At 48.0% G+C, this 21,732-nt stretch carries 34 protein-coding genes, 2 tRNA genes and 1 riboswitch; of the genes, 20 read left to right on the forward strand and 16 right to left on the reverse strand.

Annotation, left to right across the window (positions count from 1 at the left end; all coding sequences use genetic code 11):
• Nucleotides 1-124: 124 nt before the first annotated feature.
• Nucleotides 125-212: riboswitch (cyclic di-GMP riboswitch) on the forward strand.
• 598 nt (nucleotides 213-810) lie between these two features.
• Together ACZ439_RS23465 and ACZ439_RS23470 are read left to right on the forward strand one after the other, a co-directional pair.
• Nucleotides 811-1,446, forward strand: coding sequence for a CBO0543 family protein (locus ACZ439_RS23465; RefSeq protein WP_464620277.1), 636 nt, complete (start codon nucleotides 811-813; stop codon nucleotides 1,444-1,446).
• Between the two features lie 196 nt (nucleotides 1,447-1,642).
• Nucleotides 1,643-2,086, forward strand: a complete 444-nt coding sequence (locus ACZ439_RS23470; RefSeq protein WP_054795554.1) for a DUF6376 family protein — start codon at nucleotides 1,643-1,645, stop codon at nucleotides 2,084-2,086.
• Nucleotides 2,087-2,124: 38 nt separating this feature from the next.
• Here the strand turns inward: ACZ439_RS23470 and ACZ439_RS23475 are convergent, their stop codons facing one another.
• Both ACZ439_RS23475 and ACZ439_RS23480 read right to left on the reverse strand, forming a co-directional pair.
• Complete coding sequence (locus tag ACZ439_RS23475; protein ID WP_054795555.1) at nucleotides 2,125-2,361, reverse strand: hypothetical protein; 237 nt, start codon at nucleotides 2,359-2,361, stop codon at nucleotides 2,125-2,127.
• 133 nt (nucleotides 2,362-2,494) lie between these two features.
• On the reverse strand, nucleotides 2,495-2,728 hold the full coding sequence (locus tag ACZ439_RS23480; protein ID WP_054795556.1) for an alpha/beta-type small acid-soluble spore protein: 234 nt from the start codon (nucleotides 2,726-2,728) through the stop codon (nucleotides 2,495-2,497).
• Between the two features lie 169 nt (nucleotides 2,729-2,897).
• Between ACZ439_RS23480 and ACZ439_RS23485 the strand changes: the two genes are divergently transcribed.
• Both ACZ439_RS23485 and ACZ439_RS23490 read left to right on the forward strand, forming a co-directional pair.
• Nucleotides 2,898-2,983: transfer RNA gene (locus ACZ439_RS23485), tRNA-Leu, on the forward strand.
• 189 nt (nucleotides 2,984-3,172) lie between these two features.
• Entirely contained in the window at nucleotides 3,173-3,391 is a 219-nt protein-coding gene (locus ACZ439_RS23490) for a spore germination protein (protein ID WP_054795557.1), read from the forward strand.
• A gap of 77 nt (nucleotides 3,392-3,468) precedes the next feature.
• Here the strand turns inward: ACZ439_RS23490 and ACZ439_RS23495 are convergent, their stop codons facing one another.
• Nucleotides 3,469-3,954, reverse strand: a complete 486-nt coding sequence (locus ACZ439_RS23495) for an Hsp20/alpha crystallin family protein (RefSeq protein ID WP_054795558.1) — start codon at nucleotides 3,952-3,954, stop codon at nucleotides 3,469-3,471.
• 134 nt (nucleotides 3,955-4,088) lie between these two features.
• Here ACZ439_RS23495 and ACZ439_RS23500 point away from each other — a divergent pair, with 134 nt between their 5' ends.
• From ACZ439_RS23500 to ACZ439_RS23535, 8 genes are all read left to right on the forward strand, one after another.
• On the forward strand, nucleotides 4,089-4,310 hold the full coding sequence (locus ACZ439_RS23500; RefSeq protein ID WP_054795559.1) for a spore germination protein: 222 nt from the start codon (nucleotides 4,089-4,091) through the stop codon (nucleotides 4,308-4,310).
• A gap of 17 nt (nucleotides 4,311-4,327) precedes the next feature.
• On the forward strand, nucleotides 4,328-4,555 hold the full coding sequence (locus ACZ439_RS23505; RefSeq protein WP_054795560.1) for a spore germination protein GerPB: 228 nt from the start codon (nucleotides 4,328-4,330) through the stop codon (nucleotides 4,553-4,555).
• A 15-nt stretch (nucleotides 4,556-4,570) separates the two neighbouring features.
• Nucleotides 4,571-5,206: a spore germination protein GerPC gene (gene gerPC, locus ACZ439_RS23510; protein ID WP_054795561.1), complete on the forward strand. Its 636-nt coding sequence runs from the start codon at nucleotides 4,571-4,573 to the stop codon at nucleotides 5,204-5,206.
• The gene (locus tag ACZ439_RS23515; RefSeq protein WP_054795562.1) at nucleotides 5,184-5,366 is read left to right on the forward strand and encodes a hypothetical protein; all 183 of its coding nucleotides are present in this window, start codon (nucleotides 5,184-5,186) and stop codon (nucleotides 5,364-5,366) included. The genes gerPC and ACZ439_RS23515 overlap by 23 nt, the downstream gene beginning before the upstream one ends.
• A 2-nt stretch (nucleotides 5,367-5,368) precedes the next feature.
• Nucleotides 5,369-5,758, forward strand: coding sequence for a spore germination protein GerPE (locus tag ACZ439_RS23520; protein WP_464620278.1), 390 nt, complete (start codon nucleotides 5,369-5,371; stop codon nucleotides 5,756-5,758).
• Between the two features lie 216 nt (nucleotides 5,759-5,974).
• Nucleotides 5,975-6,364, forward strand: coding sequence for a VOC family protein (locus tag ACZ439_RS23525; protein WP_201318413.1), 390 nt, complete (start codon nucleotides 5,975-5,977; stop codon nucleotides 6,362-6,364).
• A gap of 239 nt (nucleotides 6,365-6,603) precedes the next feature.
• Complete coding sequence (locus ACZ439_RS23530; protein ID WP_127607321.1) at nucleotides 6,604-6,801, forward strand: hypothetical protein; 198 nt, start codon at nucleotides 6,604-6,606, stop codon at nucleotides 6,799-6,801.
• Nucleotides 6,802-6,989: 188 nt separating this feature from the next.
• Nucleotides 6,990-7,253, forward strand: a complete 264-nt coding sequence (locus ACZ439_RS23535) for a hypothetical protein (RefSeq protein WP_464620279.1) — start codon at nucleotides 6,990-6,992, stop codon at nucleotides 7,251-7,253.
• A gap of 43 nt (nucleotides 7,254-7,296) precedes the next feature.
• On the opposite strand, the gene ACZ439_RS23540 is transcribed toward ACZ439_RS23535, so the two are convergent.
• Complete coding sequence (locus ACZ439_RS23540; protein ID WP_201318415.1) at nucleotides 7,297-7,461, reverse strand: DUF3973 domain-containing protein; 165 nt, start codon at nucleotides 7,459-7,461, stop codon at nucleotides 7,297-7,299.
• A 139-nt stretch (nucleotides 7,462-7,600) separates the two neighbouring features.
• On the opposite strand from ACZ439_RS23540, the gene ACZ439_RS23545 reads away from it, so the two are divergent.
• From ACZ439_RS23545 to ACZ439_RS23555, 3 genes are all read left to right on the forward strand, one after another.
• The gene (locus ACZ439_RS23545) at nucleotides 7,601-7,822 is read left to right on the forward strand and encodes a hypothetical protein (protein WP_054795565.1); all 222 of its coding nucleotides are present in this window, start codon (nucleotides 7,601-7,603) and stop codon (nucleotides 7,820-7,822) included.
• Nucleotides 7,823-7,977: 155 nt separating this feature from the next.
• A complete protein-coding gene (locus ACZ439_RS23550) occupies nucleotides 7,978-8,142 on the forward strand; it encodes a hypothetical protein (RefSeq protein WP_464620280.1) in 165 nt (54 codons plus the stop codon).
• A 178-nt stretch (nucleotides 8,143-8,320) separates the two neighbouring features.
• Nucleotides 8,321-8,557 carry a hypothetical protein gene (locus tag ACZ439_RS23555; RefSeq protein WP_054795566.1) on the forward strand — a complete coding sequence of 79 codons (237 nt, stop codon included), beginning with the start codon at nucleotides 8,321-8,323 and terminating at the stop codon, nucleotides 8,555-8,557.
• A 180-nt stretch (nucleotides 8,558-8,737) separates the two neighbouring features.
• Here the strand turns inward: ACZ439_RS23555 and ACZ439_RS23560 are convergent, their stop codons facing one another.
• The 5 genes from ACZ439_RS23560 to ACZ439_RS23580 all read right to left on the reverse strand — a co-directional run bounded on the left by ACZ439_RS23560 (nucleotide 8,738) and on the right by ACZ439_RS23580 (nucleotide 13,331).
• Nucleotides 8,738-9,268 (reverse strand): GNAT family N-acetyltransferase, encoded by a 531-nt coding sequence (locus ACZ439_RS23560; RefSeq protein ID WP_127607329.1) that lies wholly within the window; start codon nucleotides 9,266-9,268, stop codon nucleotides 8,738-8,740.
• A gap of 143 nt (nucleotides 9,269-9,411) precedes the next feature.
• Nucleotides 9,412-10,272: a DUF421 domain-containing protein gene (locus ACZ439_RS23565; RefSeq protein ID WP_464620281.1), complete on the reverse strand. Its 861-nt coding sequence runs from the start codon at nucleotides 10,270-10,272 to the stop codon at nucleotides 9,412-9,414.
• 107 nt (nucleotides 10,273-10,379) lie between these two features.
• Nucleotides 10,380-11,384: a hypothetical protein gene (locus ACZ439_RS23570; RefSeq protein WP_201318417.1), complete on the reverse strand. Its 1,005-nt coding sequence runs from the start codon at nucleotides 11,382-11,384 to the stop codon at nucleotides 10,380-10,382.
• Between the two features lie 640 nt (nucleotides 11,385-12,024).
• Entirely contained in the window at nucleotides 12,025-12,516 is a 492-nt protein-coding gene (locus tag ACZ439_RS23575) for a phage lytic cycle repressor MrpR family protein (protein ID WP_201318418.1), read from the reverse strand.
• Between the two features lie 167 nt (nucleotides 12,517-12,683).
• Complete coding sequence (locus ACZ439_RS23580; protein WP_464620282.1) at nucleotides 12,684-13,331, reverse strand: hypothetical protein; 648 nt, start codon at nucleotides 13,329-13,331, stop codon at nucleotides 12,684-12,686.
• Nucleotides 13,332-13,514: 183 nt separating this feature from the next.
• Here ACZ439_RS23580 and ACZ439_RS23585 point away from each other — a divergent pair, with 183 nt between their 5' ends.
• Complete coding sequence (locus tag ACZ439_RS23585) at nucleotides 13,515-13,703, forward strand: YqaE/Pmp3 family membrane protein (protein WP_054795574.1); 189 nt, start codon at nucleotides 13,515-13,517, stop codon at nucleotides 13,701-13,703.
• Between the two features lie 78 nt (nucleotides 13,704-13,781).
• Here ACZ439_RS23585 and ACZ439_RS23590 read toward each other — a convergent pair whose 3' ends face one another.
• On the reverse strand, nucleotides 13,782-14,723 hold the full coding sequence (locus tag ACZ439_RS23590) for a bile acid:sodium symporter family protein (protein WP_464620283.1): 942 nt from the start codon (nucleotides 14,721-14,723) through the stop codon (nucleotides 13,782-13,784).
• A 265-nt stretch (nucleotides 14,724-14,988) separates the two neighbouring features.
• Nucleotides 14,989-15,061: transfer RNA gene (locus tag ACZ439_RS23595), tRNA-Val, on the reverse strand.
• 223 nt (nucleotides 15,062-15,284) lie between these two features.
• On the opposite strand from ACZ439_RS23595, the gene ACZ439_RS23600 reads away from it, so the two are divergent.
• Nucleotides 15,285-16,223, forward strand: a complete 939-nt coding sequence (locus ACZ439_RS23600; protein WP_464620284.1) for a hypothetical protein — start codon at nucleotides 15,285-15,287, stop codon at nucleotides 16,221-16,223.
• Here the strand turns inward: ACZ439_RS23600 and ACZ439_RS23605 are convergent.
• Both ACZ439_RS23605 and ACZ439_RS23610 read right to left on the reverse strand, forming a co-directional pair.
• Nucleotides 16,220-16,651, reverse strand: a complete 432-nt coding sequence (locus tag ACZ439_RS23605; RefSeq protein WP_054795575.1) for a PilZ domain-containing protein — start codon at nucleotides 16,649-16,651, stop codon at nucleotides 16,220-16,222. The two genes, ACZ439_RS23600 and ACZ439_RS23605, sit on opposite strands and share 4 nt — an antisense overlap.
• 105 nt (nucleotides 16,652-16,756) lie before the next feature.
• Nucleotides 16,757-16,984 carry a hypothetical protein gene (locus ACZ439_RS23610; RefSeq protein ID WP_127607340.1) on the reverse strand — a complete coding sequence of 76 codons (228 nt, stop codon included), beginning with the start codon at nucleotides 16,982-16,984 and terminating at the stop codon, nucleotides 16,757-16,759.
• 176 nt (nucleotides 16,985-17,160) lie between these two features.
• Here ACZ439_RS23610 and ACZ439_RS23615 point away from each other — a divergent pair, with 176 nt between their 5' ends.
• On the forward strand, nucleotides 17,161-17,454 hold the full coding sequence (locus ACZ439_RS23615; RefSeq protein ID WP_127607342.1) for a DUF1811 family protein: 294 nt from the start codon (nucleotides 17,161-17,163) through the stop codon (nucleotides 17,452-17,454).
• Between the two features lie 81 nt (nucleotides 17,455-17,535).
• Complete coding sequence (locus tag ACZ439_RS23620; protein WP_054795577.1) at nucleotides 17,536-18,051, forward strand: divergent PAP2 family protein; 516 nt, start codon at nucleotides 17,536-17,538, stop codon at nucleotides 18,049-18,051.
• Here the strand turns inward: ACZ439_RS23620 and ACZ439_RS23625 are convergent.
• From ACZ439_RS23625 to ACZ439_RS23635, 3 genes are all read right to left on the reverse strand, one after another.
• Nucleotides 18,020-19,654 carry an ATP-binding protein gene (locus ACZ439_RS23625; RefSeq protein WP_054795578.1) on the reverse strand — a complete coding sequence of 545 codons (1,635 nt, stop codon included), beginning with the start codon at nucleotides 19,652-19,654 and terminating at the stop codon, nucleotides 18,020-18,022. The two genes, ACZ439_RS23620 and ACZ439_RS23625, sit on opposite strands and share 32 nt — an antisense overlap.
• Before the next feature lie 151 nt (nucleotides 19,655-19,805).
• Complete coding sequence (locus ACZ439_RS23630) at nucleotides 19,806-20,039, reverse strand: DUF3892 domain-containing protein (protein WP_054795579.1); 234 nt, start codon at nucleotides 20,037-20,039, stop codon at nucleotides 19,806-19,808.
• A 114-nt stretch (nucleotides 20,040-20,153) separates the two neighbouring features.
• Nucleotides 20,154-20,891 (reverse strand): MBL fold metallo-hydrolase, encoded by a 738-nt coding sequence (locus tag ACZ439_RS23635; RefSeq protein WP_054795608.1) that lies wholly within the window; start codon nucleotides 20,889-20,891, stop codon nucleotides 20,154-20,156.
• Between the two features lie 221 nt (nucleotides 20,892-21,112).
• On the opposite strand from ACZ439_RS23635, the gene ACZ439_RS23640 reads away from it, so the two are divergent.
• On the forward strand, nucleotides 21,113-21,727 hold the full coding sequence (locus tag ACZ439_RS23640) for a stalk domain-containing protein (RefSeq protein WP_127607348.1): 615 nt from the start codon (nucleotides 21,113-21,115) through the stop codon (nucleotides 21,725-21,727).
• The last annotated feature ends 5 nt before the right edge of the window (nucleotides 21,728-21,732 follow it).

Genomic DNA, 21,732 nt, shown 5'->3' on the forward strand with positions numbered 1-21,732 from the left:
ATATGAAAATAACAAGGGAAAAATTGCCTAATTAGGAATTCCAAAAAAAACCTAAATTCATACAAACGATGCATTGCAATCCTCTTCAAGTTAGATATAATTTGATTGATATCAACCGCATGTACGACGATCATGGCAAAACCATTGAAAAATGGTGACGCAAAGCTATAGGGACTTCGTTGGAATCTCCAATATGTCAGCCAGCTGCCGTAATATAGCCTCCGTTATGTCATGCGGGACAAGAGGAGGTTGATGATGAATGATACAAGAGTTTAAGATGGCCTGGCATCGCTTTCTGGCCAGACATTACGAACTAATGATGGAAGACTGTCTTTGTCCCAGGGAAAAAATGAGATTGGCGGCCAAAGCCAGATACCACTTTGGTAAACGTGTTAGTACGATGGATTCTACCTTATAAGAGCCTGAACTTTGTGTCCCGAGTCGATCGGGGCTATTTTTTTTGCCCGGAAGGCGAGAGAAGTTAGCGATGACCTGCCGCCGTTTACTTAATCAATCGCCTTGACCGGCGCCATACTTTAATCCATTTATTCCCATCCCCATCTGAATAGAAGCGAATGCCGATCCATTTAAGGGGTGTCCAAATTTCAGTGAATTGATAATAGGGCAAGGCACAGCACCTCCTGGTGTTTTATATATGAATTATAAAAGAAGTTGGTTAAAAAGGATGATGAACGGTGTTGTCGAATCAACGTTTTTCTTGATACCTTATCTGATTAGAAATAAATCGAAACGGGGGTGGGTATTCTAGATGTTAATGGATGAAATAAAGCGAAGAAATGAGGGAAAGTCTTGTTGGCAGAACAAAGTAAACAACTTGAACAAATCAACAGGATGCAAGAAAATCTTAGCCTGCTTTGGTTTAACTATTGGCAACAATATTCGAATATAAGCACATGGCAATTTTGGTTTTATGCGGCTCTGCTCATCGTGCCTCTGATTGTGCTTTACGTATTCATCGACAAACGAAGAGCACTGCAAATCGGTTTCTTTGGGTTTAATGTCCATGTATGGTTTACCTATATCGATGCCTATGGCATCAAGAATGGGTTATGGAATTATCCTTATCAAGCAATACCGTCAACCATAACCAGTATCGCATTGGACGCCTCATTTATTCCTGTCGTATACATGTTAGTGTATCAATGGACGCTCCATAAACATAAAAATTATTATTTATATGCGACCGCTTTAAGCGTGCTGCTTTCGTTCTTGTTTAAACCCGCTTTATCGGCCTTCGGCTTATTTCAATTATATAAGGGAGCCAATTACTTTTATTTACTTCTAGGCTATTTAACGATCATGCTGATATCCAAATGGATCACAAACCTTTTCGTATATTTTCAGAACGAAGCCCCAAAAGATACGGTCGTCACGAAAAAGCTCAGCCTGCAAAGATGGTTCCCGAACAAAGCCAAAGCCAAATAACCCCCTGGGTCCGGACACGCTTGACCCCTATGACAAAAACCCTTGCTCAGCAAGGGTTTTTGTCATGTCAAGAACGCTTCGTACCTGTCTCTACGGTTTTCATCCGGTCGAACGACGCAGATGTACCGATTATGAAACCAATCTCCGGTTTCAAAGTAGTATAACGTATAGCGGGAAACGAGGAGGAGGGTAAGACATGAAACGTTATTTGCTGCTATTGGCGCTCGTTATCGGGATACTGCCGGGTTGTTCGGCGCTTAACGAAGTGAACCATACGCTCGATTACATCAATGAAGCGACGAGTTTTGTGAATCGGGCGAGCGGTTTTGCCGAGCAGGTGCCGGTCTTGGCTCAGCAAGCGCTGCTGGATCCTGCGTCCAGAACGGCGCTTCAACAGGAGCTGGAGAGCATGAGGGACGGCATCGTGCGATTTAACGGTCTGGAAGTTCCCAGAGTGGCTCAAGACCTTCATAAGCAGTTGGTCGCGCATAATGAAGCTTTAATGAAAGAATTGACATTGTATTTGGAGCAGATGAATCAGAACGTGATCGATTTCAAAGCGCTTGCGGACTCCCCGATGCTGCAAACGATCAATAAAATCACTCAAACGTTAACGAGCATCCGGGAGCTCGCTCCCTAAGCTCCGGCACCGCGGCCATACTGCCGCCGGAGGGATTTTCAAGTATTCTCTTCGTTTGTTGATTCCTGAACGTAGCGGTCGTAACGATCGTCAATTTCTTGGGCCAACCGCCGGTAAAGTTCCGTTTCTTCAGTGACGGGATCGAACTGGGCCTGGATGCGGATTTCGGTCTTGGCGGGCAGCCGGCGGCGTGCCGTTTCCCTGATTTCGGGTTCTTCCATGCCGGCTTCCAGCAGCGCTTTGGCGAGTTCTTGTTCATAGGGTTGTTGACTCATCGGGCTGGCTCCCTTCTTGATCTAAGGATCTTATACGCAGAAAATTCCCCGCCGGGATAAACCGGGCGGGGACTTATGTGTTACAAACCATCCTTATGTCTGAGGAGGATTCGTTGGAAAGCCATTTTCGCGATCAGCGCTTTCCGAAAGCTTGTCCGGACAGCTGCTGCTCTGCGATTTGTACCAGTCTGCGGGTGATGTGACCGCCGATAGCGCCTGTATCGCGCGTAGCCATATAGCCGTAGTACCCGTCTTGCGGAACCTGAATGCCTAATTCTTGCGCTACTTCATACTTCAATTGCTCTAATGCAGACGCCGCTTGCTGAACGACCAGTTGATTATTGGAACGACTTCTTCCTGTAGCCATGCCTGAAATCCCTCCTGGATTGAATGTTCATTGGCTTTTGTCTGCCAATGTAAGGATATGATTTCCGGTATGCTGCCGATTTATCCATGCCCAGGTGAAAATTTCAATTGATTTTTCCCCGGATCGTGGATATAATAAAAAAAGTCGGGATTTTTCGACGTTACCATAAGCCGGAGTGGCGGAATAGGCAGACGCACAGGACTTAAAATCCTGCGGTAGGTGACTACCGTACCGGTTCGACCCCGGTCTTCGGCAGTACGACAAGTCAGGAAACTCTTTGGATGAACGGATGCGCTAGGCATCGGGACAACCAGGGAGTTTTTTTCATTTGCCTTCTGCGCAGACGAACCCGTGCCTTTAGCTTAGATCGCTTGCTGAAAGTCGGGATGTTTCGCTGAACGTCGTCATATACTTTACAACACACAAGGGAAGAGGAGGGACGACATGCCTTCAATCATACTGGCTCCGATCAAAATTACCGGCAATGAAGGTGATCTGGTGTTTGGCGACGTGCTGCAAATTAATCCGAAAACAACCTTTAAATTTTACTCAGGTTCAGGCGGCAGTAATACGGGCGATTTCAGCGCGACCTTTACACTGATCAGCTTTACCAATTCAGTGGACCCTGATATCGCCGACAGCAACAATGCCGCCAACAATTAACGAAGCAACAGAAAAGAGCACACCACTCATGTCTCCGTGCGGAGCGAGTCAGGTGTGCTTTCCTTTGCCGCGCATCCTCACGTAAACCGGACGTCAATTTCGTAGAATGGATTTTCCGTCGTTTGTTTACGCATATGAAGCTGCAGTATGCCGTTCTTATAGACCGCTTTGCAGCTGCTTGGGACGATGAAGCCGGGAAGCCCGATCGTTTGCGTCTTGTCGTCCGGAAGGCCTTCCAGTCTCAGTTGGTCGGTATTCAGCAGCACCCGGATTTTTCGCACTTGCGCACGGTCGGGGATATGCACCTTGACGATGACGTTATTATGGGTATCGAACACTTCCGAGTGAAAATGATGATTCAACGTCTGCACTTCCATCTGCGGAATCGTTTTTTTTAACACGTCCTTAATGTACCCGTCCACCCAAGACAAATCTCCGGCTGCGGCAGCCGGTCCCGTATCCCCTGAACCCGGTTGTGGCGGAAACGGCATTTTGCCTCCGAAAAATTGTTCGAACTGCTTCCAGTTCATGTCGAAATAAGGATTCGGATTCGATCCGCTCATATAGCCTCACTCCTTCCTTCTACACTATATGACCGTGTGGCCTTCGACATGAGTGTTAAGGCGAAAAGCAAAACATACTTTCGCCGTTCTTCTCATATAATGAACCAAATCCATGACAGGTAGGGTGCTGCATAATGCCGGCCATAGTGGGCGTGATCAAAATCAGCAGAGTTAGTTCGGGCTCTATTGTGCATATCGGCGACTCCATCCAGCTGGCGCCGCGTTCGACGGCGAAAACGTTCGCAGGCGCCGGATCGTTCAACACCGGAGACTTTTTGCGTACATATAACTATGTGAGCACGACCAATACGATTGACAAGGAAGTTGCGGATTCCAACATTGCACTCAACAACTAAGGCAGGTGTCGTCCGCCATGACGAATTGCACCGTCCATCAAAATATCGTGATCCATCAGCTTAAAGTCGGCTCGATCAATAACTCGTCCATTCTGCAAATCGGAACCGCGGGCACGATTCGAGCACTTTCCAATTTATATAACACCGGAGGGATTACCGGGCCCGCGCCTGCGCTTGGGCAGGTAGGAGGGCCCGAAGGAGCTTCTCCGTTTCCGTTGGTGCCGCTGCCTTCCCCTACCATTTAAACGGAGGAATATGCCATGTACGCCGAATATGCGTCCTATTTCCAGAAGCTGAACGACTATTTGAAGTGGCAAACTGAGCGTATCCGTTACTTGGAGAGCCGGATCGACGGCCTAGAGCAGGAGCTGGACAAGGTCAAGTCGCAAGATCGCATACGGATCGATAAGATCGAGTACAATTTCGATCAGCTGAAGGTGGAGAAGCTGGACGGCACGCTGAACGTCGGTATTGCGCCCGCGGGGCTGGGGGCTCAGAACATCGACGACCTGGCGGTCGGCGGCAAGACGGTCTACACGAATACGGCCCGTTCTGAGTCGTTCGAGCGCATTCAGAAGCGAGTCGATGACTTCCTGCTGCAAGCCGCGCCTGCCGAGATGGAGAAACTGCAGGACCGGTATCAGCTCCACTTGAGCGAAGAATTTCAAGATTTCATGATCGGCGACCTGCAAGGGCAAACCGGGCAGCGGATCGAGTATTATATGCAATCGATCGGAGGAAACGGGCAGACGCTTCTTCTTACACAAGAGCAGGAGGAAGCGATCGCATCTAAAGTCATTGATGATGTAAGATCCGGGATTGAGCAGTATTTGATGAAGCAGAAGGACGAGGGGGGAAAGTCGGATGATTCGAATGAATTTGCAGGTGGAAAATAGATCGTTATGCGTCGGCGATATCAAAGTGGTCGGGGTTGCGAGCGCCTCCGTTCTGCTGATAGGAGACACTCAGTCGATCTCGCTGTCATCGGTGTTCGACACGCCGCCGGAATCGTTGATCATCGGCCCGACAATGATTGTTCCAACGGGAGAGGAATAAGTGTGCCGATACCGAACGAACGTACAAGCACGGTGCAGTCGGTCAAGGTTAACGATATCGGGTATGCCTCCTCGCTGTTCGTAGGCGATTTGCGTTATTTTGCTCCGGTAAGCTTGGTATTTGCCGTGCAGAGGGAAATCTCGCGTTTCTCGGGCAGTGAGGGCGATTTGTCAAAATTCTCGACGTTCTGGAGGCCGATTCCAGAGCTGCTGCCGGACGAGGATGTCCAGATGCGTGTTGTCAATGTTGATCCTGTTATTCGAGCCGGCACGGTGCGGGTCACGTCGATCTCCAGCTCCTCGCTCGTGCAGTTCGGGGAGCTGCGCGGCCTTTGCGCCGAATCGCGGGTAAAAAATATCAGGGAGATACTAACAGGATTGCCTCTGAAATAGGAGATGATTGTTAGAAAGCCGGACAAGCGAGCTGATCCTATACGCTACTCGTCCGTTTTTGTGAATGAGGAGGAGCGGATCTAGCAGCCTGAGCTTCGCCGGACCGGCGGACTCGTGCTGCTTTTTGCCTTTCGCGGCTGTGAAGCGCGAAGGCATGTGATATAATGGACAGGGATGATGAATCTGGAGAAATAAACGGCGAGGGAGAGGGATACAGTGGCACGCAAAAAAATCGAGCATGTCGGTGTTATGGTGAAAGACATCGATGCGTCGGTACGTTTTTATAAGGAAGTCGTAGGGTTGGAGCTGAAGGGGCGGTTAGATCATCCGAACGGCGTTATCCAGCTTGCTTTCTTAGGCTTCGGGCAACAGGCGGAAACGGAGCTGGAATTGATTCAGGGCTACAATGAAGGCTTGCCGGCGGAAGGCAAAGTGCATCACATTGCGTTTACCGTGGACGACATTGAAGAAGAATTTGCTCGGATTAAAGAGCTTGACGTAAGGCTCATCGATCAGGAAATTACGACGCTGCCGAACGGCTCGAGGTACTTTTTCTTCTACGGCCCGGACGGCGAGTGGATCGAATTTTTCCAATCGACTCGGTAAGGGAAACGATGAGACAGGCTGCAAACCAATCGCAACCATCTTCGACAACACGGATCAATTGTTACAAATGCAAGCATTTCTATGTCACGTGGGATCCGAATTTTCCTCGGGGCTGCCGTTCTTACGGCATTAAAACGAGCGAATTGCCTTCAAGCCTGATCAGGCGCTCGTCCGGCAAACCATGCTTAACCTTCGAGGAGAAGTAAGCCTTAATCCATTAACGGCAGGTGAAATAGCCCATGCTGTTCAGCAAGCAACAAAAAAAGTTGATGCTCGAAATTTTGCTCAAAGAAAGACGCCGGCTGTTCTCGAAACATAAAGGCGAGCTGCTTGACAAGACGATTGCTGATCTATCGCAAATGATACGAAATGAAGAGATCAACATAACCGAGCCGAAAGATAATATCATCGATTGGAATTCGCGAAAAAAACGATAATCCCGATGCGAACAGCGGCCCCCTGGTGCGTATTTCGTCGCTTTTCCGGACCATGAAACCGGTTGGGCGCGCATAACGCGCCTTTTTGCTCCGTTTATTACGGTCATTACTGTTGTCGTGGAACAATCCCTGCAGCGATTTCGTCTAACGATAGACGGGATGATCATCGATGAGAGAGGGATACAACTATGTTACTTCTAGGACAACGTATACGGAAAGTGCGCTTCGTATGGGAGCGACGGAGAAGAGGGCTGGCGACCGTGCTGTTCGCCATGACGATCGGGGGACTTGACCTTATGACGCTGCCCTCGTTTGCTTGCGCATGCGAAGGGGCGGAACCCCGTGCGCACTGGATGAGCTGGCTGGTGATGGGGTTCGGCGTGTTCGTAGGCTTGGCGATGCTCGTATTTTCCGTCGTGATTGCGGTTAAGGCTTGGAGACGGCGCTATTGACAAGCCGTATCGAGCTTCATGCCGCAGCCCTTCTTTTTCTGTGCTAGGCCGAAGCGCTTGATAACTCTTGCTGCAACGATTGGGAAACGAGACAAAGTCCCGCAGGGTAACGGGTGACGTCGACAATATGGAATCCTGTCTTAAAGACGATTTGGGCGGGCACGTCGTTCAACCGGTGCAATTTACGGCATGCGATACAATAGTACATAGTGTGTCTCCTTTACTCGAGTGATTTTGCACTATCATGTTATGCGCGTTTTCGCGGAAAAATGACAGGGAATCGACCGGACTGGAATCGGAATTGATGATTATTGTTGAGTATACGAAGTTAGGGGCGTAACAAGCGGATGAGTGCGGATAAGATCGAAGCGTGGAGAGACCTGATACGACAGCTGGACGGAGACGGTGCCGAGCCGCAGACGGAAGCCGGACGTATCGTCCATGGTCTATTGGAGGAAGTGGAGCGGCTAAGGGCGGAGAATAAACGGTTGAAGACAGCGCTGCTGAAGGCGGCGACTGCGCAGAAGCCGTCGATGTCGACAAAGCTCAGCGAAGCGCTGAGGGAGTAAGCTCAGATGGGTATGCAGGTGCGGCTGTCCCTGCTTTTTTTTGTAATCGAAATGTAATATTTTCGCCCGCATGAAACGACATCAATTTCATATGCCTCTATCGTATACTAAGGGTACGTCTAGGTAACCTAGGCGAACATTGGGAGGGATTACATATGGGAGAAGACGAGAAAGTACGGTCTGAAGAAGAAGTTGTGGAACAAGTAGTTGTGGAACAAGCTGAAGAGGCCGCTTCGGAAGAAGAGGCTGTTGAAGAAGTCGCATCCGGCGAAGTGACGGAAGATGTATTGTCCGAAGAAGTATCGGAAGAAACCGAATAGTTTGACCCCAATCCCTTATCCTCCTTACCCTGAATAACAAACAAGGACCTGTTCTGAATGGAACAGGTCTTTTTATTGATGGATCGGCTTTATACGGCGGAAGCACCGCTTCTAAGCGGCTGACAGTCGAATAGACTAGAAGAGAAGAGATGCTTTTGGTTTAAGGAGGTGTTTCCGCTTGAAGCGACAAACCGCCCAACGGATCGGGCTGGGCTTGTTTGCCGGCCTCTTGGTCTCAATAGCCGGAGTTCTTTATGTACAGGTTCAAGGATTATTGATGCCTGGACTGGTGTTGGTCGGCGGGATGTTCTTGCTTTGTATGGGCTTGCTGTGGGTTTCGGAAGCGGAGGACGACGCTAAAGCGGCCGAAGAGAAGAGCAAGAATATACGCAAAGTGCGCAGGCATGGAGGTTAAGACGCGAGAAAAGCCGTGTGGTGGACTTGGCCACAACGGCTTTTTTTTGCAGACAGTTTCTTCACAGTACTCGTTAGCGGCCGCACGGGCTGGAAAAGCTTCCGGCTGACGGGCCGCTAGACGCGTGGAAAGGTTTGCGGCCGCGCCGCTCGCTTCGTCTGTTGGGCATCCGGGCCTGGGTCAAGTCGAGGTTTGTTTAAATTGTATTTTCACAACCGGTGTCGTTCTTCGTTGGATCGGCACCAAATCAAGCGACATGGATGGCATGTAAGGGGTCGTATCCTCCTTGTATTCAAATCCGAATTTGATCCAAAACCGTGCGGCTCTTTCACTTTCTGCACGCAATACGATTAGCTCGAACTTGGTGTCTTGGATACGATCCAGCAGCTTGAAGATGAGTTGTGTTCCGAGCCCCTGTCCGATCGGGTGGACGAACAATTCATGAATTTGAATGACGGGGCGATCAAGCTCGAAATCGCTTGTCAGGTATTCCTTCATCGACGGGTCGTGCAGGCTTATATAGAAGCGAAATAAGCCTTCGCCGGAAGGGTTGTAAAAAATCATCCATCTTTCCTTTTCTTTCACAATGGATACTTTAACCGGGGAGCCAATAATTGCCGAGAAGTCTTTCGCTAACTCCTGAAACAAGTTTTCGTCGGTGTTTTTAAGAACATGCGTCAGTTTCGGCTGCCGGATTTCCCATTGCTCCATGTCCCATTCCCCCGAAATGTCGTTTGTTGATTGTATGCTGTTTATCGCGCTTTAATACTCGTCTATCGGCTGCGGGAACGCATAAAACCACCGGCCAACACGATCCGGTGGTTTCCTATGCTGTTATAATGGAGAGACCCGGTCTAGCTGACCAATAACGGTCTAATTTCCGTAATCACTCTTTGTAATTTATGGGAACACTGTTCATACATCTGTTTCGTCGTCTCGTCTTTCGTTGTAAGCCCATATAATTCAAGATCCGCTTCACATTTCTTGAGGGTGGCGAGCAGCGTAGCCTTAAGCTGGGGCTGCGGAACCTTGAGCTGATCGTCATATAGGTCGACGTACAATTGACCATAGGAATCAACTTGCCCTACGAACACATTCTCAAGGGTAGCGCCGATCTTCTCCAGCTCGGTGTATAACCACTCCCGGCTTAATCCGATCGTCGCCAGCGGCTCATCCAACATTTTCCCGTCCATAATAACCGTCTGCGGTTCCTGTTCGGGACCTACTTTAATACCGAGATGCTTGGGGGTTAAAGGTTGGTTTTCTTTGGTTGCCAGCACATTAATTTCGCCGCTGGGCTCCATGACCGCAAACTCAACATCAGCCGCTTTAAATATATTTTTCTTACGCAGCTGCTCCAGCAGTTCATCGGTTGTGAGACGTTCTTTCTTTAGATTGTCCTCCATTATTTTCCCATCCTTGATGAGAATGGTTCCTTTTCCGTCAACCCAGTCCCGGAACACTTTGCTTTTCATCTGTAATATTTCAATAAGAAACGACACCAATACCCAAACGACCAGTGAAATTAAACCTAGATGCCACATCGAATCTAAATCCATTGAAACGTAGGCAGCCAGGCTTCCGATCGTAATGCCCGTAATGTATTCAAAAAAAGAAAGCTGGGATATTTGCCGTTTGCCAAGCAGCTTCGTTAACAAAAAAAGCACAAGAACCGCAAGAAGCGTTCGTAAAGCAACTTCAATCGATTGTGACATAGGTTTATTTGCCTCCAGTTCAATTAATCAACAATATATTTATTTACCGCATGCCTGGTTTTTATGAATGAATCACCAGACGGTAGGGGTTTAGCCCGATCCCCTATTTAGGAAACCATGCTGATGGATGTAATGGTCCACGGTTCCAGCAGAGATCCCCGGATCATTTGGAACGTAAAAGTTGCTTTGTCGACGCGGTTGTTTTCCCGGTACATGTTGACTTCAAGTGGAAATTCCAAAGCTAGTACACCGGAGAACGGTTTGTCAACGTGACTGGATCTTTTGCGAATGCCTTTGAGCCGGTCCTTTTCTTTCAGAAAATAATCAAGCTGCGGATCCTTGGCGTCTGCAAAGCTCATTTTCAAGATTTGCGGTTCCTTCAGGTTTAATGCGATCAAAAAGGCGTCCGCAATTTGATAAGGGGAAGCTTCATTGAAATAATCAACTAATTTTCCGGCAGCCTTATATACCATCAACTGATGTTCAGGATCAACGTTTCCGGAGCCGTGGGTAGAGCTTCCTGTAAAATGGATACAAAAATGGCCCGAAAAATCATTATCCGGAATGCCGTCGCCGCCATGCGGCATGCCGTGCATGGATGCGGCAAGCCGCTGATCCTCGGTTTGAACAATAATTGCTTTTCGCCGCCAGCTCCAGGCTCCGTTGTAGATTTGTTTCATGATGGCGGTATCTTCTTTGGTCAAAGGTTGTACATCCGCGTGTTTGCTTCCCGCTCTTCTCTGCACGTTAAACGAGAGGCCGGTTTCCAGGTCGACGACTTTGAACTTCGCTTGCTTCGGGATCAAGGTTGAAGCATTATCCCACTCGATCATTTGGCCATAGTGTTTGGAGCGCAAGCTATGGACGTAATTCCTGAGTTCCGATTTTATGTGCTCTTGAAGATAAATAATTTCAAGGGTCTTCTCATCGTATAAGTTGCCTGCCTGGTCAACCAGAAAGGTGAGATGCTCTCCATTACGATTTAGGGTCAAGTAAGTATCCAGAACGGGGATGTTTTGGACAGATTTACGCTGACCGTGCTTCAGGAAGCGTTCGAAGTTATTCGTCAGCTCCAGGTTTGTCTCGAGTTCGGAATCAAGGGAAGTTTTCACGGTTAAAACGGCTTTATGAGCCGGTTCCGCTAATGCCCCTTGCCCAACCCACACCAAAGTACAAGCAATAAAAATCGCCAAGGCATGTACGGACTCGGTTCATGATCCATTTCCCCCAGATGAATTGTTCGCATTCATTTTCTGCTTTTACTTGCGAAACAAGTACAGGAAAATAAAGTCATGAATGGGCCAGTTATTATTTTAATGGTTTTCGTCAAAATCTCACAATTTTGTGAACATCGTTCGAGCCCTTTTTTCAGCTCACATCCAGTATAATTTCCATACTCATACTAAATGGGCAAGCGGAGGGATGGCTATGTATATTAACCATGTTAACTATGCCAATGAAATCGGAAACGTGTATTGCTGCTTACGAAATAAAGTGGTTGAATTAAACCAATTCCAAATAGACAACTTTTGCTCAGGATGTAAAATGTTCAAGGGGGGGAATGAAGGTAGAGTGCTGTGTTACTGGAAAGATCTCAGACAAATAAGCGATCCTCATATCGTTTATGATCCGAGAACTGAATATTTAAGCATGCAGAAAAAGAAATTAGACGCGATGTAAAAGAAACACAGCTGCTCATTGCTGCGGATCCAGGTTTCTTCATATAAAAAAGGAGGCTTAATAGCCTCCTTTTTATGCGTATACCTTTGTTTGAAGGGCGGGCTTGCCGGTTGCAAAATGAGTTAGTTCCGGCATCGAAAAAAACTCGGCCAGCCGTTTGAGTCTCATGTAGATGACCCGTAAAATCACAGAATCTAATTCCGTTATCATGCTTTCATTAGCGATGTAATCCTGCACGCTTACTTTGATCAGAAACCGGCTGTCTCGCAAATTTACTGAATTTTGTCTGGTTTGATTATAACCGTTTTGCAAAATATATTTAGTCTGCTCGACAGCGCTTTGAAAAAGCTCAACGCACTTTCGTGTCACGGGAATTTTTCGTTCGATGTCATAAGCATCCTTTAGGGTGAGCATACGGTTGGTTATATCCAGAGAATCCTTGGTCAAATATACTAACTCGTGAACTCCTACACCCTCCATAAGTAAACGAATAATAATTGCATCTTGAGGATTGACGCTTTGACTTTCAACAAAAAGTAATTTTTCAACAAATAAGACAGTCATAGTTATTCAAGATCATCCTTTCCTGCATCTATATTTAACTGACTGGAATAATATAACATTATATTGGCAAATAAATATACGGTGTTAAAATAAGAGGTTTTGTCATTTTTTGCTTGAAAACGATACACTTTTGACAAATATATGAACTCAACCCGTATATGAAAATGTTAGTTTGCCTTTTCTTTTTTTTCTATCCATTTTATGAGGAGCGGCGTTTTCTCATGATACCCCATCCATTTGGTTACACGGACCGTGAAAGAGGCTGTCCCGTTGGTTGGCGAATTCGCCGGGAAGACAGGTGCATGGTCTTGTTGGACTTTGTTTGCAGCTTCTGCAGACCTGATGAAGCGAAGATGCCACGGAAGGAATACATGAAAGAACAAAAAATAAAATGGAATCGAATACCAAACATGCCAGCCTTTTTGAATGAGAAATCCCGCTTTAACTAACAAATACTCCGATAGTAAGGAAAAAGCGACGAACAGACTCGTCAGCACCCATTTATTTTTGGTTGTTACAAAATTCAAATACAAATTGGCAATAGCGGGAGGGACAAACGAGAACATCACGATGTCGGGAATTCCGCCAATGGATGGATCGCCCGAATCGAGCAAGTCCAGCTGAAAAAAGAAAATAATATCCCCCATCCAGGCCATAAATCCTACAACGCCAAAAGTGATGTACCATTCTCTCCAAGTTATTCTTCTTTTGAACCACAATGAGGCTAAAAATAAAAGCGTACCGCCTATGTAAATAAGCCAAGCTCCTTTTGCGTTCAAATCCAGCCGTTGCAGCACTTCTTCCCAATAGTTCATGATGAAAAGTCCTTTCCATTTTGTTCTTCTTGGTTTTAATTTGCCCACTGCTAAAGTGTCTATTCCAACATTCGCAGGGTCAGGGATACGGCAAAGCCATCTGAGCTTGATGTTCCAGCTTACCGAATCCTTTACGGAATCATAACGTAGTATGAAGTATCTCAATAAATCGAGGTGTCGTTTATGTATTTGTTGGCGATTTTGCTTCCTCCTGTTGCTGTATTATTTTGCGGGAAGCCCATTCAAGCCTTGTTGAATTTCATTCTAACGTGCTTCTTCTGGATTCCGGGCGCGATTCATGCGTGTATGGTAGTTCATGAGAGAAAACAAGATAAACGGATGGAGAAGATGGCGAGGAATATGAGAGACTAGTTCAATGTGCTGGAAATCGGAGGGAATGTAAAAAAAAGTATCCACCAACCAAGTTGGCGCGATGCTTGATGAGACGGGCTACTGCTTGTTCTTATCTTCAGTTCTTCTCGCAAACCAGGTGGCCAGCATCGAACCCGACAAGTTGTGCCACACGCTGAACAAGGCGCTAGGCACAGCTGCCAGCGGGCTGAAATGTGCGGCAGCCAAAGCGGCTCCCAGACCCGAGTTCTGCATCCCTGTTTCCAGAGTAACTGCCTTACGCTTGGCCAAATCCATGCCGAACAGCTTGGCAAAGAAATAACCGAGCAGGTAGCCAAGCAAATTGTGGAGGATGACAGCCGCGAAAATGAGCAGTCCGTTGGACATGATTTTCGGCTGGTTCAAGCCTACGACGATGGCGACAATGAGCACGATCGCAATCGTGGAAATGAGCGGCAGCGCTTTGACGCTGGCTTCGGCTTGCTTGCGGAATATAGCTTTCGCAATAATGCCCAGCACGATCGGTAAAATGACGACCTGCAAGATGTCCATAAATAAAGACTTCGCATTAATATCCATCCATTTGCCGGCCAAAAGCGAGATCAAGGCGGGAGTGGCAAATGGCGCGATGATCGTAGAAACCGAAGCGATCGATACGCCAAGCGCTACATCGCCCTTGGCAAGGAACGTCATGACGTTGGAGGCGGTACCGCTCGGGCAGCAGCCGACCAAGATGACGCCAACCGCAATTTCCGGAGGAAGGTTCAAGCCAATGGCCAACAAATAGGCGATGGAAGGCATGATCAGGTAGTGTCCGATGACACCGATGGCGACATCCTTAGGCCGGCGAAACACTTCGCGAAAGTCGGCAGCGGAAAGCGTGAGCCCCATACCGAACATGACGATGCCGAGAAGCGGTGAAATCAAGGATTTGTAGCCGGTGAACAGGTGTGGAGCAAAGAATCCTAGACATGCAAACAAGATAACCCAAAGCGAAAACGTTTTACCTACAAAATTGCTGACTTTTTCTACTGCGTTCATGCTGTTCTCTCTCCTATTTATTCATGCTGTTAACAAATAGTCATTTTACTACGGTAAGATTCAAATGACAATGAAATAAATAGGCCCACACGGGTGGTGTGGGCTTATATTACAATGTATGTCCAGCAAGGGGCGACGCGGGCAGACAGATGACGTTCTTTTCTGGAGAGGCCTTCGGAACATGCGACTTGAGCTTGTCCAAATAAAGAATGAATGAAGTTCGATAAAAAGCGAAAAACCCTTGCTACACAAGGGTTTTTCTGTATGACCTGTAGTGGGCTCGAACCACTGACCCCCACCCTGTCAAGATGGTGCTCTCCCAGCTGAGCTAACAAGTCATGGATAAAGTTATTTCCTTTTTCTTTCGTGTCTCTCAAGGGGACGATTATTATATTATCAAGATCTTAATATTTTGTCAACACGTCATCCCCATTTTTTTAGAACGTTTAGGATTAGGCCTCGATTAAAGCATATGGCTTACAGGTCTCCTGTCGTATTTTCTCAAAGAGCGGTATGTTATAATATGAACGAGGAGTATGGCCAACGAAAGAGGGGACAATCATGAAGGATTTGCCATGGATGATGCAGTCGCAGTTCGGCGGCGGAGATACTGCGGCAATCGAGAACGAAAGCTTGGACTGGGGAGAGCACGAGTACGGAACTCATCGTTACCATGTGCGCCGTTTGGTGGAGGACTCCATCAGTCTGCTGGCGAAGCCCGAGAAAGCGGTGGTGCTTGGAGCGGGGAATCACGGTGAAGTGGATTTGCCGGGGCTGGCGGTGCATTTTCAACAAGTGACCGTGCTCGATACGGAAGATAATATGCTGGAGGAATGGCTGGACAAGACGGGGGGATTGGCACAGAGCCGGCTTCGATCATTGACGCGAGTCGATTATACGTGCCTGGATCAAATTTCGTTCTATGAAAAATTTGAGGAACTGCTGCTGAATGAGTCGTCGGCCGCGGACATCGCCGGATTTTTGCGCGATGCCAGCTTCCAGGTTAACCGCCACGAGGTCGTGCCGCACCTCAAGAAATCGTTCTCGTTTGTCATGTCTTCGGGTGTACATACGCCGTTGTTTTATCCGGATGCGCTGCTGCAGTTCCATGGTTACATGGACCGGTACAACGAAGCGGATATTCGCTCCATCTTAGAAGCGCTTGCCTACTTGCGAAACTCATTGATCACAGGGTACAACAGGCTGCTGCTGTCGTTGGTGAAGCCGGATGGACGGGTGGCGATGTGGACCGATATGATTGTTCTGGATGAGGAGCGGAAGTGGATCGCGGACGAATTGTACGAGGATAGGACGGACGAGGAACGGACGCGCTTCCTGTTCGAGGCGTTTGGCAAGTACGGGCTGGAAGCCGCTGTGTTGGGGCTCAAGGAGCTTCATGACAAACTAAAACCCGACCAGCTGCTGTTTCGCAGTTGGATCGGGCACGCGGATTCGGGGAAACGATATTTGACAGTCGGTTTATCCGGTAAAGCACGCTAAAAATGCTCAAATTCCGCCGTTTCCTCCGGAGTCAGGAAACTGCAGCCAGGTACGTTAGGGGTTCGGCGGAGCTTGATTGCAAGCTGATTTAACATCCTGGTTAACGCCGATGTGTCGGTGTCGTCCAAGGAAAATTGGATGCAGTACTCATAATGGCCGGGCTCCGGCAAAATGGAGCGCACGATCGGGCCGTACGGCCGGTATTCATGGCCCAGACACATAAACCGGAGTTCGGTCAGCAGACCGGGCTTATCCGGTAAGGGCGCCTGAGTAAAGAAGCGTGCGCCTCCTGCGCTTAAATCGACAAGCGCGGCTTTATATAGCTTGGTTTCCGGATCTAAATCGCCCATTCCGAAGATTTTCACATCGGCGCCGAGCGGAACTGTAAACGTTAGGCGAAAGAAATTTCGCTTGTTATTCGTGCTCATAAGCAGACATTCCTTTGCAAATAAAAATATAGTTACTATCGACTCCTCTAGTATATCGTAGCGTGCTTGTCCATGAATATCCGTCTTAAGCAGTAAAAAGCCGCTCTAATAGAGCGGCAATTCGATACATTGATTCACATGCTTCTTATGCAAAACGGCGTTGTTTCCGATAATTTCAATTCGATCGATTTGATTAAAGTCCGAGGTGCCGGCAGCCGAGGAATGGGATGAATTGCGTTCCAATATGTTGATCAGTTGCGGTATCGCTTTTTGATCGCTGGAAATAAAGCTAACCGGAATTTTTTGGTTCATAAATAACAATTCCGTATTCATAACTTCAAATTCCTCCTTCCTTCTATCGGGTAACTTATCATACCACTTTGCTTCGTTATTTTCGATAAATACTTTGTTACATGGCTTGACAGGATGAGCGATGAATAGACAAAGCTTCGACACAATGAATGGGATTCAGGATAAATGTCTTGGGTCTTTCGGAGGGGATATGCCAAATGAAAAAATTATACAGCCAGATGAGTAGAGAAGAACTGCTGGAAGAAATCCGCTGGATTCAATCTGAAAAGGAGAACGCCGAATTCCCCAGTCAACGTGCGGTTGCCGAACGTAAGCTGTATACGGCACAGGCGTACCTGTTGAATCCGGCTGACTTTCCGCCTGGTTTATATAAGGTCGAGGGGATCCAGCTGCCTTTTGAAGTGGCGTATGTCAACGGAATTATGGCTTGGGGCAAACTGGATAACGATCCGGAGGCAAGTTTTCCCATTTCAATGCTTACTCGGTTTTAACTACGGTCTGCCGATTTATTCACGGCTTTCGTTCGCATAGAAAGATACGTCGCGTCTCATCCTAGTGAAGAGGTGATGCGTATGAACCGGGCGTTATGGACGTCCATTGTAGGGGTTGGAGCGGCGCAGCTGTTGAAAATACCAGCGCATTTGCAGGAGCGCAGGAGCTGGTCTTGGTCGGATTTGTTTCGGACGGGAGGCATGCCAAGCTCACATGCGGCAGGGGTCGTATCACTTGCCAGCTATCTCGGATTGAAGAAGGGCTTTAGCAGCGATTCGTTCGCTCTGGCAACCCTGCTGAGCTTGATTGTGATGTTCGATGCGATGGGCATTCGCCGCCATGCCGGCCTGATCGCAATGGAAGTGAACGAGCTCGAAGATACGGTATTCAAGCTGACGCAAGAACACCCCCATCATGCCCACCGAAGACGTGATGCCGAATTGGAAGAGCGCCTCGGTCATATGCCTGCGGAAGTGCTGGGGGGTGCTGTATTGGGAGCCGTTATCGGTTTTCTTAGTTATGTAAGCGAGCCTAGCCGAAATCCCTTCACGGCAGGGCTGGCGTTCACACGGAAATGGTGGTCAGCTCTTCGTTAGCTTGGGGGTTTCGCGGCTCATCCGTTTCCGCGATCGGCAGCGTAATGGTAAACTTTGTTCCCGTCCCCATCAAACTCTCAACCTCAATCGTACCGTCATGATCCTGTACAATTTTATGACAGATGGAAAGCCCGAGGCCCGTGCCTGAATCTTTGGTGGTATAGAACGGAATGAATATTTTGTCCAGCTCGGCCTCGGGGATCCCTTTGCCAGTATCGGCAATTTCGATGACTGCGTAATTTTGCTGCTTATAAAGCCGAATAAAGATGTCTCCCTGATCCACCATGGCTTCGAGCGCGTTCTTCATTAAGTTGAGCAGCAGCTGCAGCATTTTGTCCTGATCCATTAGCATGCGAATATCCATTGGATCATATTCGAAGTGAATCTGATGTCCCAACCTGGTCGTTTCCGAGTCGAGCAGCGAGATGACCCGCTCGATGCAGCTTCGGATCGATTGTACGCGGTATTGGGTAACATGGGGCTTGGAAAATTGCAAAAACTCCGCCGTCAGCATGCTCATCCGGGTTATTTCGTCCATAATTAAATCGTACCACGGCTCCACGTTGTAATTCCCCGCTTTGGATAACTGCAAGAAGCCTTTGATCGTCGTCAGAGGATTGCGAATTTCGTGCGCCATCCCGGACGCTAACTCGCCCACTACGCGCAGCTTCTCGCTTCGCAGCATATGCTCCTCGCGCTTTAGCCAGCTTTCCCGTTTCATCATATAGAGATGATGTTCGGCGAAGGACATCAAATCGTCCTTATTCAAGCCGTCTTGCGGATAGCAGGCCATCCCGAAGTTAATTTCGATACCGGTCAATTTCGGAAATTCCGAAGCGAGCAATTGTGTAATCGTATTGATCGTTTGGCGGGTATTGGTATATTCCATCACGATCGCGAATTCATCGCCGCCGTAACGGCTGATTAATGAACTTTCGGGGAACATGATGCGCAGCAGCTGGGCCGCTTCCTTCAAAATGTCGTTGACTCCTTGAAATCCGTTCGTCGTATTGAGTGACTTCAAGTCTTTACAGTCGGCAAGCACAAGAACGATCGGTTTCTTCTGTTTAACGATCATTTCCATTTGATGGTGAAATTCCTGGAAATTATAAAGGCCAGTCAACGGGTCATGCGTGCTGAGATGTTTCTTCTCGTAGGCCAGCAGCTGCTTCTGCAGCTCCATTTCCTTAATGAGCCTTCCGAATATATAAGCCAAAATGAGACAGCTGACCGCTTGAAAAGCGATATCCGTCAAATGGGCAGCAATGAGCTGCCGGTAGGTTAACGAGACGATTACGTAAGCTCCCATCAAGGCGACGTTGAAGAGAAGCGCTGTCGAAAATTTCGAGACCCGATAATACATCTGGCTCATGTGCAGCAAGTAAAGCGGAAGACACCAGCTTGTCGCGCTGATGGCATGTAGAGCGACCAATAACAATAACTGAATGGAAGTGTTTCCGTAATAAGGACGTTTTATGAAGAAGGTCAGCATGTACAGCAGCGTTACCAGGATTAGCAGTGGGATGCTTGCCGTTAGCCCATAGCCGATCGACCAAGTGCATACAAGAATCGAGTAAATCAGGAAGATCGCATTACCTTTCATTGCGGTACTCCAACTCCCAAATTTTCGCAGATTTTGTTCGTATTAATTGAAATTCTGTATAATTTGATGAAATCCTTCTAAGCGCTGTCAAAATTCAAGTAAAAAAAATGACAAGCCGAGAAAAATACGGCTTGTCGCGGTTGTCCAGTAGTTAGAAGCCAGGCAAGTTGTCCAGGTTGTTGGTCGGGTCTCCGTCAGCGTTCGAACGCAGATGCTCGTCTCCGTCGCGGCCCCGGAAAACGTTGACGCCCGAGATTTGCCCGTTCTTGGCCATGTACTGGGCTTCCTCGTAATCGACGACCTGGCCCGAGGACAATTTCATTTCTACGATATCGCCGTCGCCGTTCTTGCGAACAGCTACGACGTGTTGAGCGGGTTCTTCCATCTATATCGCCTCCTTATGACTAGGATGCTTCAACCAGAGGGAAATTATGCCGAAGAAGGGGAGGACATGCCCGGAGCGAAGCAAACTGATACGCTGGCGCGGTTCGTTTATCGCTTAGAACGTATAACGCTTGAACGGTTCGATAAATCTCATATGTCCCGTTTTCCCTATATAATCTGGCATTTGATCGGAATAATGCATCAGCCAGGTTTTCTGCTGCAAGTCGACCGGCAGCGTGAGCAGCTCCTCCAAACTGGCGTGGACGTGACCCGGCGAATGCAGCTGGCAGTCATGCAGAAAATGATCGCAACCCTTGATGTGCAAGCTCATCAGCAGCTCAAGGTCGAACCTGGCGTCCGCGCTGTAGAACAGACGATCGTTCAGAAGCAGCGAATAGCTTTTCTTCCCGCGAATATGATCGGTCGGAAGCAGCCGGACGGTCAAGTCCGGACGAATGGAGATCGGCGTGTTCTCGGCAAGCGGAATGACATCGAAATAATCGTTCAAGCTCGAAATGCCCTCGTCTTTGTTCTCAAGACCTCCGCGGAGGGAGTGATCCCACAACATATGCTCGATAGAGAAGGGGACGAGAAGCTTGATTCGCCGCTTGAACGTATACAAGCATTGAAAAGCGAGTTCTTCGAGGCCGCCGACATGATCGGCATGGATATGCGTGATCAGGACCGCATCGATTTGATCGAGCGAGATGCCAAGCTCAAACAAGGCTCTTGGTGCGGTGTAGCCGCAATCGATCAATAACGTGAAGTCGTTCAAATAAATCAGCGCATTATTATTATAGAATGTTTTGGCAAACGCGCTTCCTGTGCCTATCATTTGCAGTTGCAGGCTCAATGACGTTCCTCCGCTCAGCTTTTGGCGTTGCAGCCGATATTTTCTATAATCTATCACGCTTTTCAATACGGATTCAAGATAGTTTCGTCACATTTTGCTTAAATTTAACGGTTTGGCTGTCGGTTCTTGACTATTAATAAATTTGGCAAAATCTCCGCAACTCTTGCCGGTCTGTAGAGTATAACTTAGCAAATGCATAATAACGATGGAGGTTACTTGCAATGAAGGTACCGCGATTACTGACGATGGTGCTCTCGCTTTCTTTGTTCGGTACGGCAGGAGCTTTCGCCAGTTCCATGTGGGGAGATTTTGAAGGGTATTCGAAAGTGAGATTGATGGTAAATGACAAGGAGAGGTCGTTTGGTTCGGACGAGACACCCTCTTTTTTAATGAAAGGAAGCGCCGTCGTTCCTGCCCGGATCTTGTCTGACACGCTTCAATCGATTGTGAAATGGGATAACGGCAGCCGTACCGTCTCGGTTTACAAGCCCAATGTACATATGTTTGTCGCCAAGAAGGTGGAAGACGATTATTCCATCAAGCAGCCTTTCGGCGGTGTTAAGAAAGGCGATCGCCTTGATTTTGCGGTTTTTTCACAAATTGACAACCTGGATACGTCCATTTACTCCTTCCGCATTTCCATCGTATCGCCGGGCGGCGAACAGGTGAAGGCGCGCGAAGAAGTGGTGGACGGACAGAAGAGCAGCTTTTGGTACACGTGGCCGTTTAACGTGACGTTCACTGAAGCCGGCCAGTATACCGTTCGATTCTCGATCAAACCGAATGCGGACAGCGACTACGTGGTCGTCTCCGAGAAAGCGATTCTATCCGAATAAATATG

It is taken from the genome of Paenibacillus sp. JCM 9796 (assembly GCF_055379675.1).

What these genes read in the sequence shown, in the direction of transcription:
- ACZ439_RS23470 (WP_054795554.1), top strand. Translation starts at nt 1,643, where the DNA reads ATGAAACGTTATTTGCTGCTATTGGCGCTCGTTATCGGGATACTGCCG.
- ACZ439_RS23475 (WP_054795555.1), bottom strand. Translation starts at nt 2,361, where the DNA reads ATGAGTCAACAACCCTATGAACAAGAACTCGCCAAAGCGCTGCTGGAA.
- ACZ439_RS23480 (WP_054795556.1), bottom strand. Translation starts at nt 2,728, where the DNA reads ATGGCTACAGGAAGAAGTCGTTCCAATAATCAACTGGTCGTTCAGCAA.
- ACZ439_RS23490 (WP_054795557.1), top strand. Translation starts at nt 3,173, where the DNA reads ATGCCTTCAATCATACTGGCTCCGATCAAAATTACCGGCAATGAAGGT.
- ACZ439_RS23495 (WP_054795558.1), bottom strand. Translation starts at nt 3,954, where the DNA reads ATGAGCGGATCGAATCCGAATCCTTATTTCGACATGAACTGGAAGCAG.
- ACZ439_RS23500 (WP_054795559.1), top strand. Translation starts at nt 4,089, where the DNA reads ATGCCGGCCATAGTGGGCGTGATCAAAATCAGCAGAGTTAGTTCGGGC.
- ACZ439_RS23505 (WP_054795560.1), top strand. Translation starts at nt 4,328, where the DNA reads ATGACGAATTGCACCGTCCATCAAAATATCGTGATCCATCAGCTTAAA.
- gerPC (WP_054795561.1), top strand. Translation starts at nt 4,571, where the DNA reads ATGTACGCCGAATATGCGTCCTATTTCCAGAAGCTGAACGACTATTTG.
- ACZ439_RS23515 (WP_054795562.1), top strand. Translation starts at nt 5,184, where the DNA reads ATGAATTTGCAGGTGGAAAATAGATCGTTATGCGTCGGCGATATCAAA.
- ACZ439_RS23530 (WP_127607321.1), top strand. Translation starts at nt 6,604, where the DNA reads ATGCTGTTCAGCAAGCAACAAAAAAAGTTGATGCTCGAAATTTTGCTC.
- ACZ439_RS23535 (WP_464620279.1), top strand. Translation starts at nt 6,990, where the DNA reads ATGTTACTTCTAGGACAACGTATACGGAAAGTGCGCTTCGTATGGGAG.
- ACZ439_RS23540 (WP_201318415.1), bottom strand. Translation starts at nt 7,461, where the DNA reads ATGTACTATTGTATCGCATGCCGTAAATTGCACCGGTTGAACGACGTG.
- ACZ439_RS23545 (WP_054795565.1), top strand. Translation starts at nt 7,601, where the DNA reads ATGAGTGCGGATAAGATCGAAGCGTGGAGAGACCTGATACGACAGCTG.
- ACZ439_RS23550 (WP_464620280.1), top strand. Translation starts at nt 7,978, where the DNA reads ATGGGAGAAGACGAGAAAGTACGGTCTGAAGAAGAAGTTGTGGAACAA.
- ACZ439_RS23560 (WP_127607329.1), bottom strand. Translation starts at nt 9,268, where the DNA reads ATGGAGCAATGGGAAATCCGGCAGCCGAAACTGACGCATGTTCTTAAA.
- ACZ439_RS23565 (WP_464620281.1), bottom strand. Translation starts at nt 10,272, where the DNA reads ATGTCACAATCGATTGAAGTTGCTTTACGAACGCTTCTTGCGGTTCTT.
- ACZ439_RS23575 (WP_201318418.1), bottom strand. Translation starts at nt 12,516, where the DNA reads ATGACTGTCTTATTTGTTGAAAAATTACTTTTTGTTGAAAGTCAAAGC.
- ACZ439_RS23580 (WP_464620282.1), bottom strand. Translation starts at nt 13,331, where the DNA reads ATGAACTATTGGGAAGAAGTGCTGCAACGGCTGGATTTGAACGCAAAA.
- ACZ439_RS23585 (WP_054795574.1), top strand. Translation starts at nt 13,515, where the DNA reads ATGTATTTGTTGGCGATTTTGCTTCCTCCTGTTGCTGTATTATTTTGC.
- ACZ439_RS23590 (WP_464620283.1), bottom strand. Translation starts at nt 14,723, where the DNA reads ATGAACGCAGTAGAAAAAGTCAGCAATTTTGTAGGTAAAACGTTTTCG.
- ACZ439_RS23600 (WP_464620284.1), top strand. Translation starts at nt 15,285, where the DNA reads ATGAAGGATTTGCCATGGATGATGCAGTCGCAGTTCGGCGGCGGAGAT.
- ACZ439_RS23605 (WP_054795575.1), bottom strand. Translation starts at nt 16,651, where the DNA reads ATGAGCACGAATAACAAGCGAAATTTCTTTCGCCTAACGTTTACAGTT.
- ACZ439_RS23610 (WP_127607340.1), bottom strand. Translation starts at nt 16,984, where the DNA reads ATGAATACGGAATTGTTATTTATGAACCAAAAAATTCCGGTTAGCTTT.
- ACZ439_RS23615 (WP_127607342.1), top strand. Translation starts at nt 17,161, where the DNA reads ATGAAAAAATTATACAGCCAGATGAGTAGAGAAGAACTGCTGGAAGAA.
- ACZ439_RS23620 (WP_054795577.1), top strand. Translation starts at nt 17,536, where the DNA reads ATGAACCGGGCGTTATGGACGTCCATTGTAGGGGTTGGAGCGGCGCAG.
- ACZ439_RS23625 (WP_054795578.1), bottom strand. Translation starts at nt 19,654, where the DNA reads ATGAAAGGTAATGCGATCTTCCTGATTTACTCGATTCTTGTATGCACT.
- ACZ439_RS23630 (WP_054795579.1), bottom strand. Translation starts at nt 20,039, where the DNA reads ATGGAAGAACCCGCTCAACACGTCGTAGCTGTTCGCAAGAACGGCGAC.
- ACZ439_RS23640 (WP_127607348.1), top strand. Translation starts at nt 21,113, where the DNA reads ATGAAGGTACCGCGATTACTGACGATGGTGCTCTCGCTTTCTTTGTTC.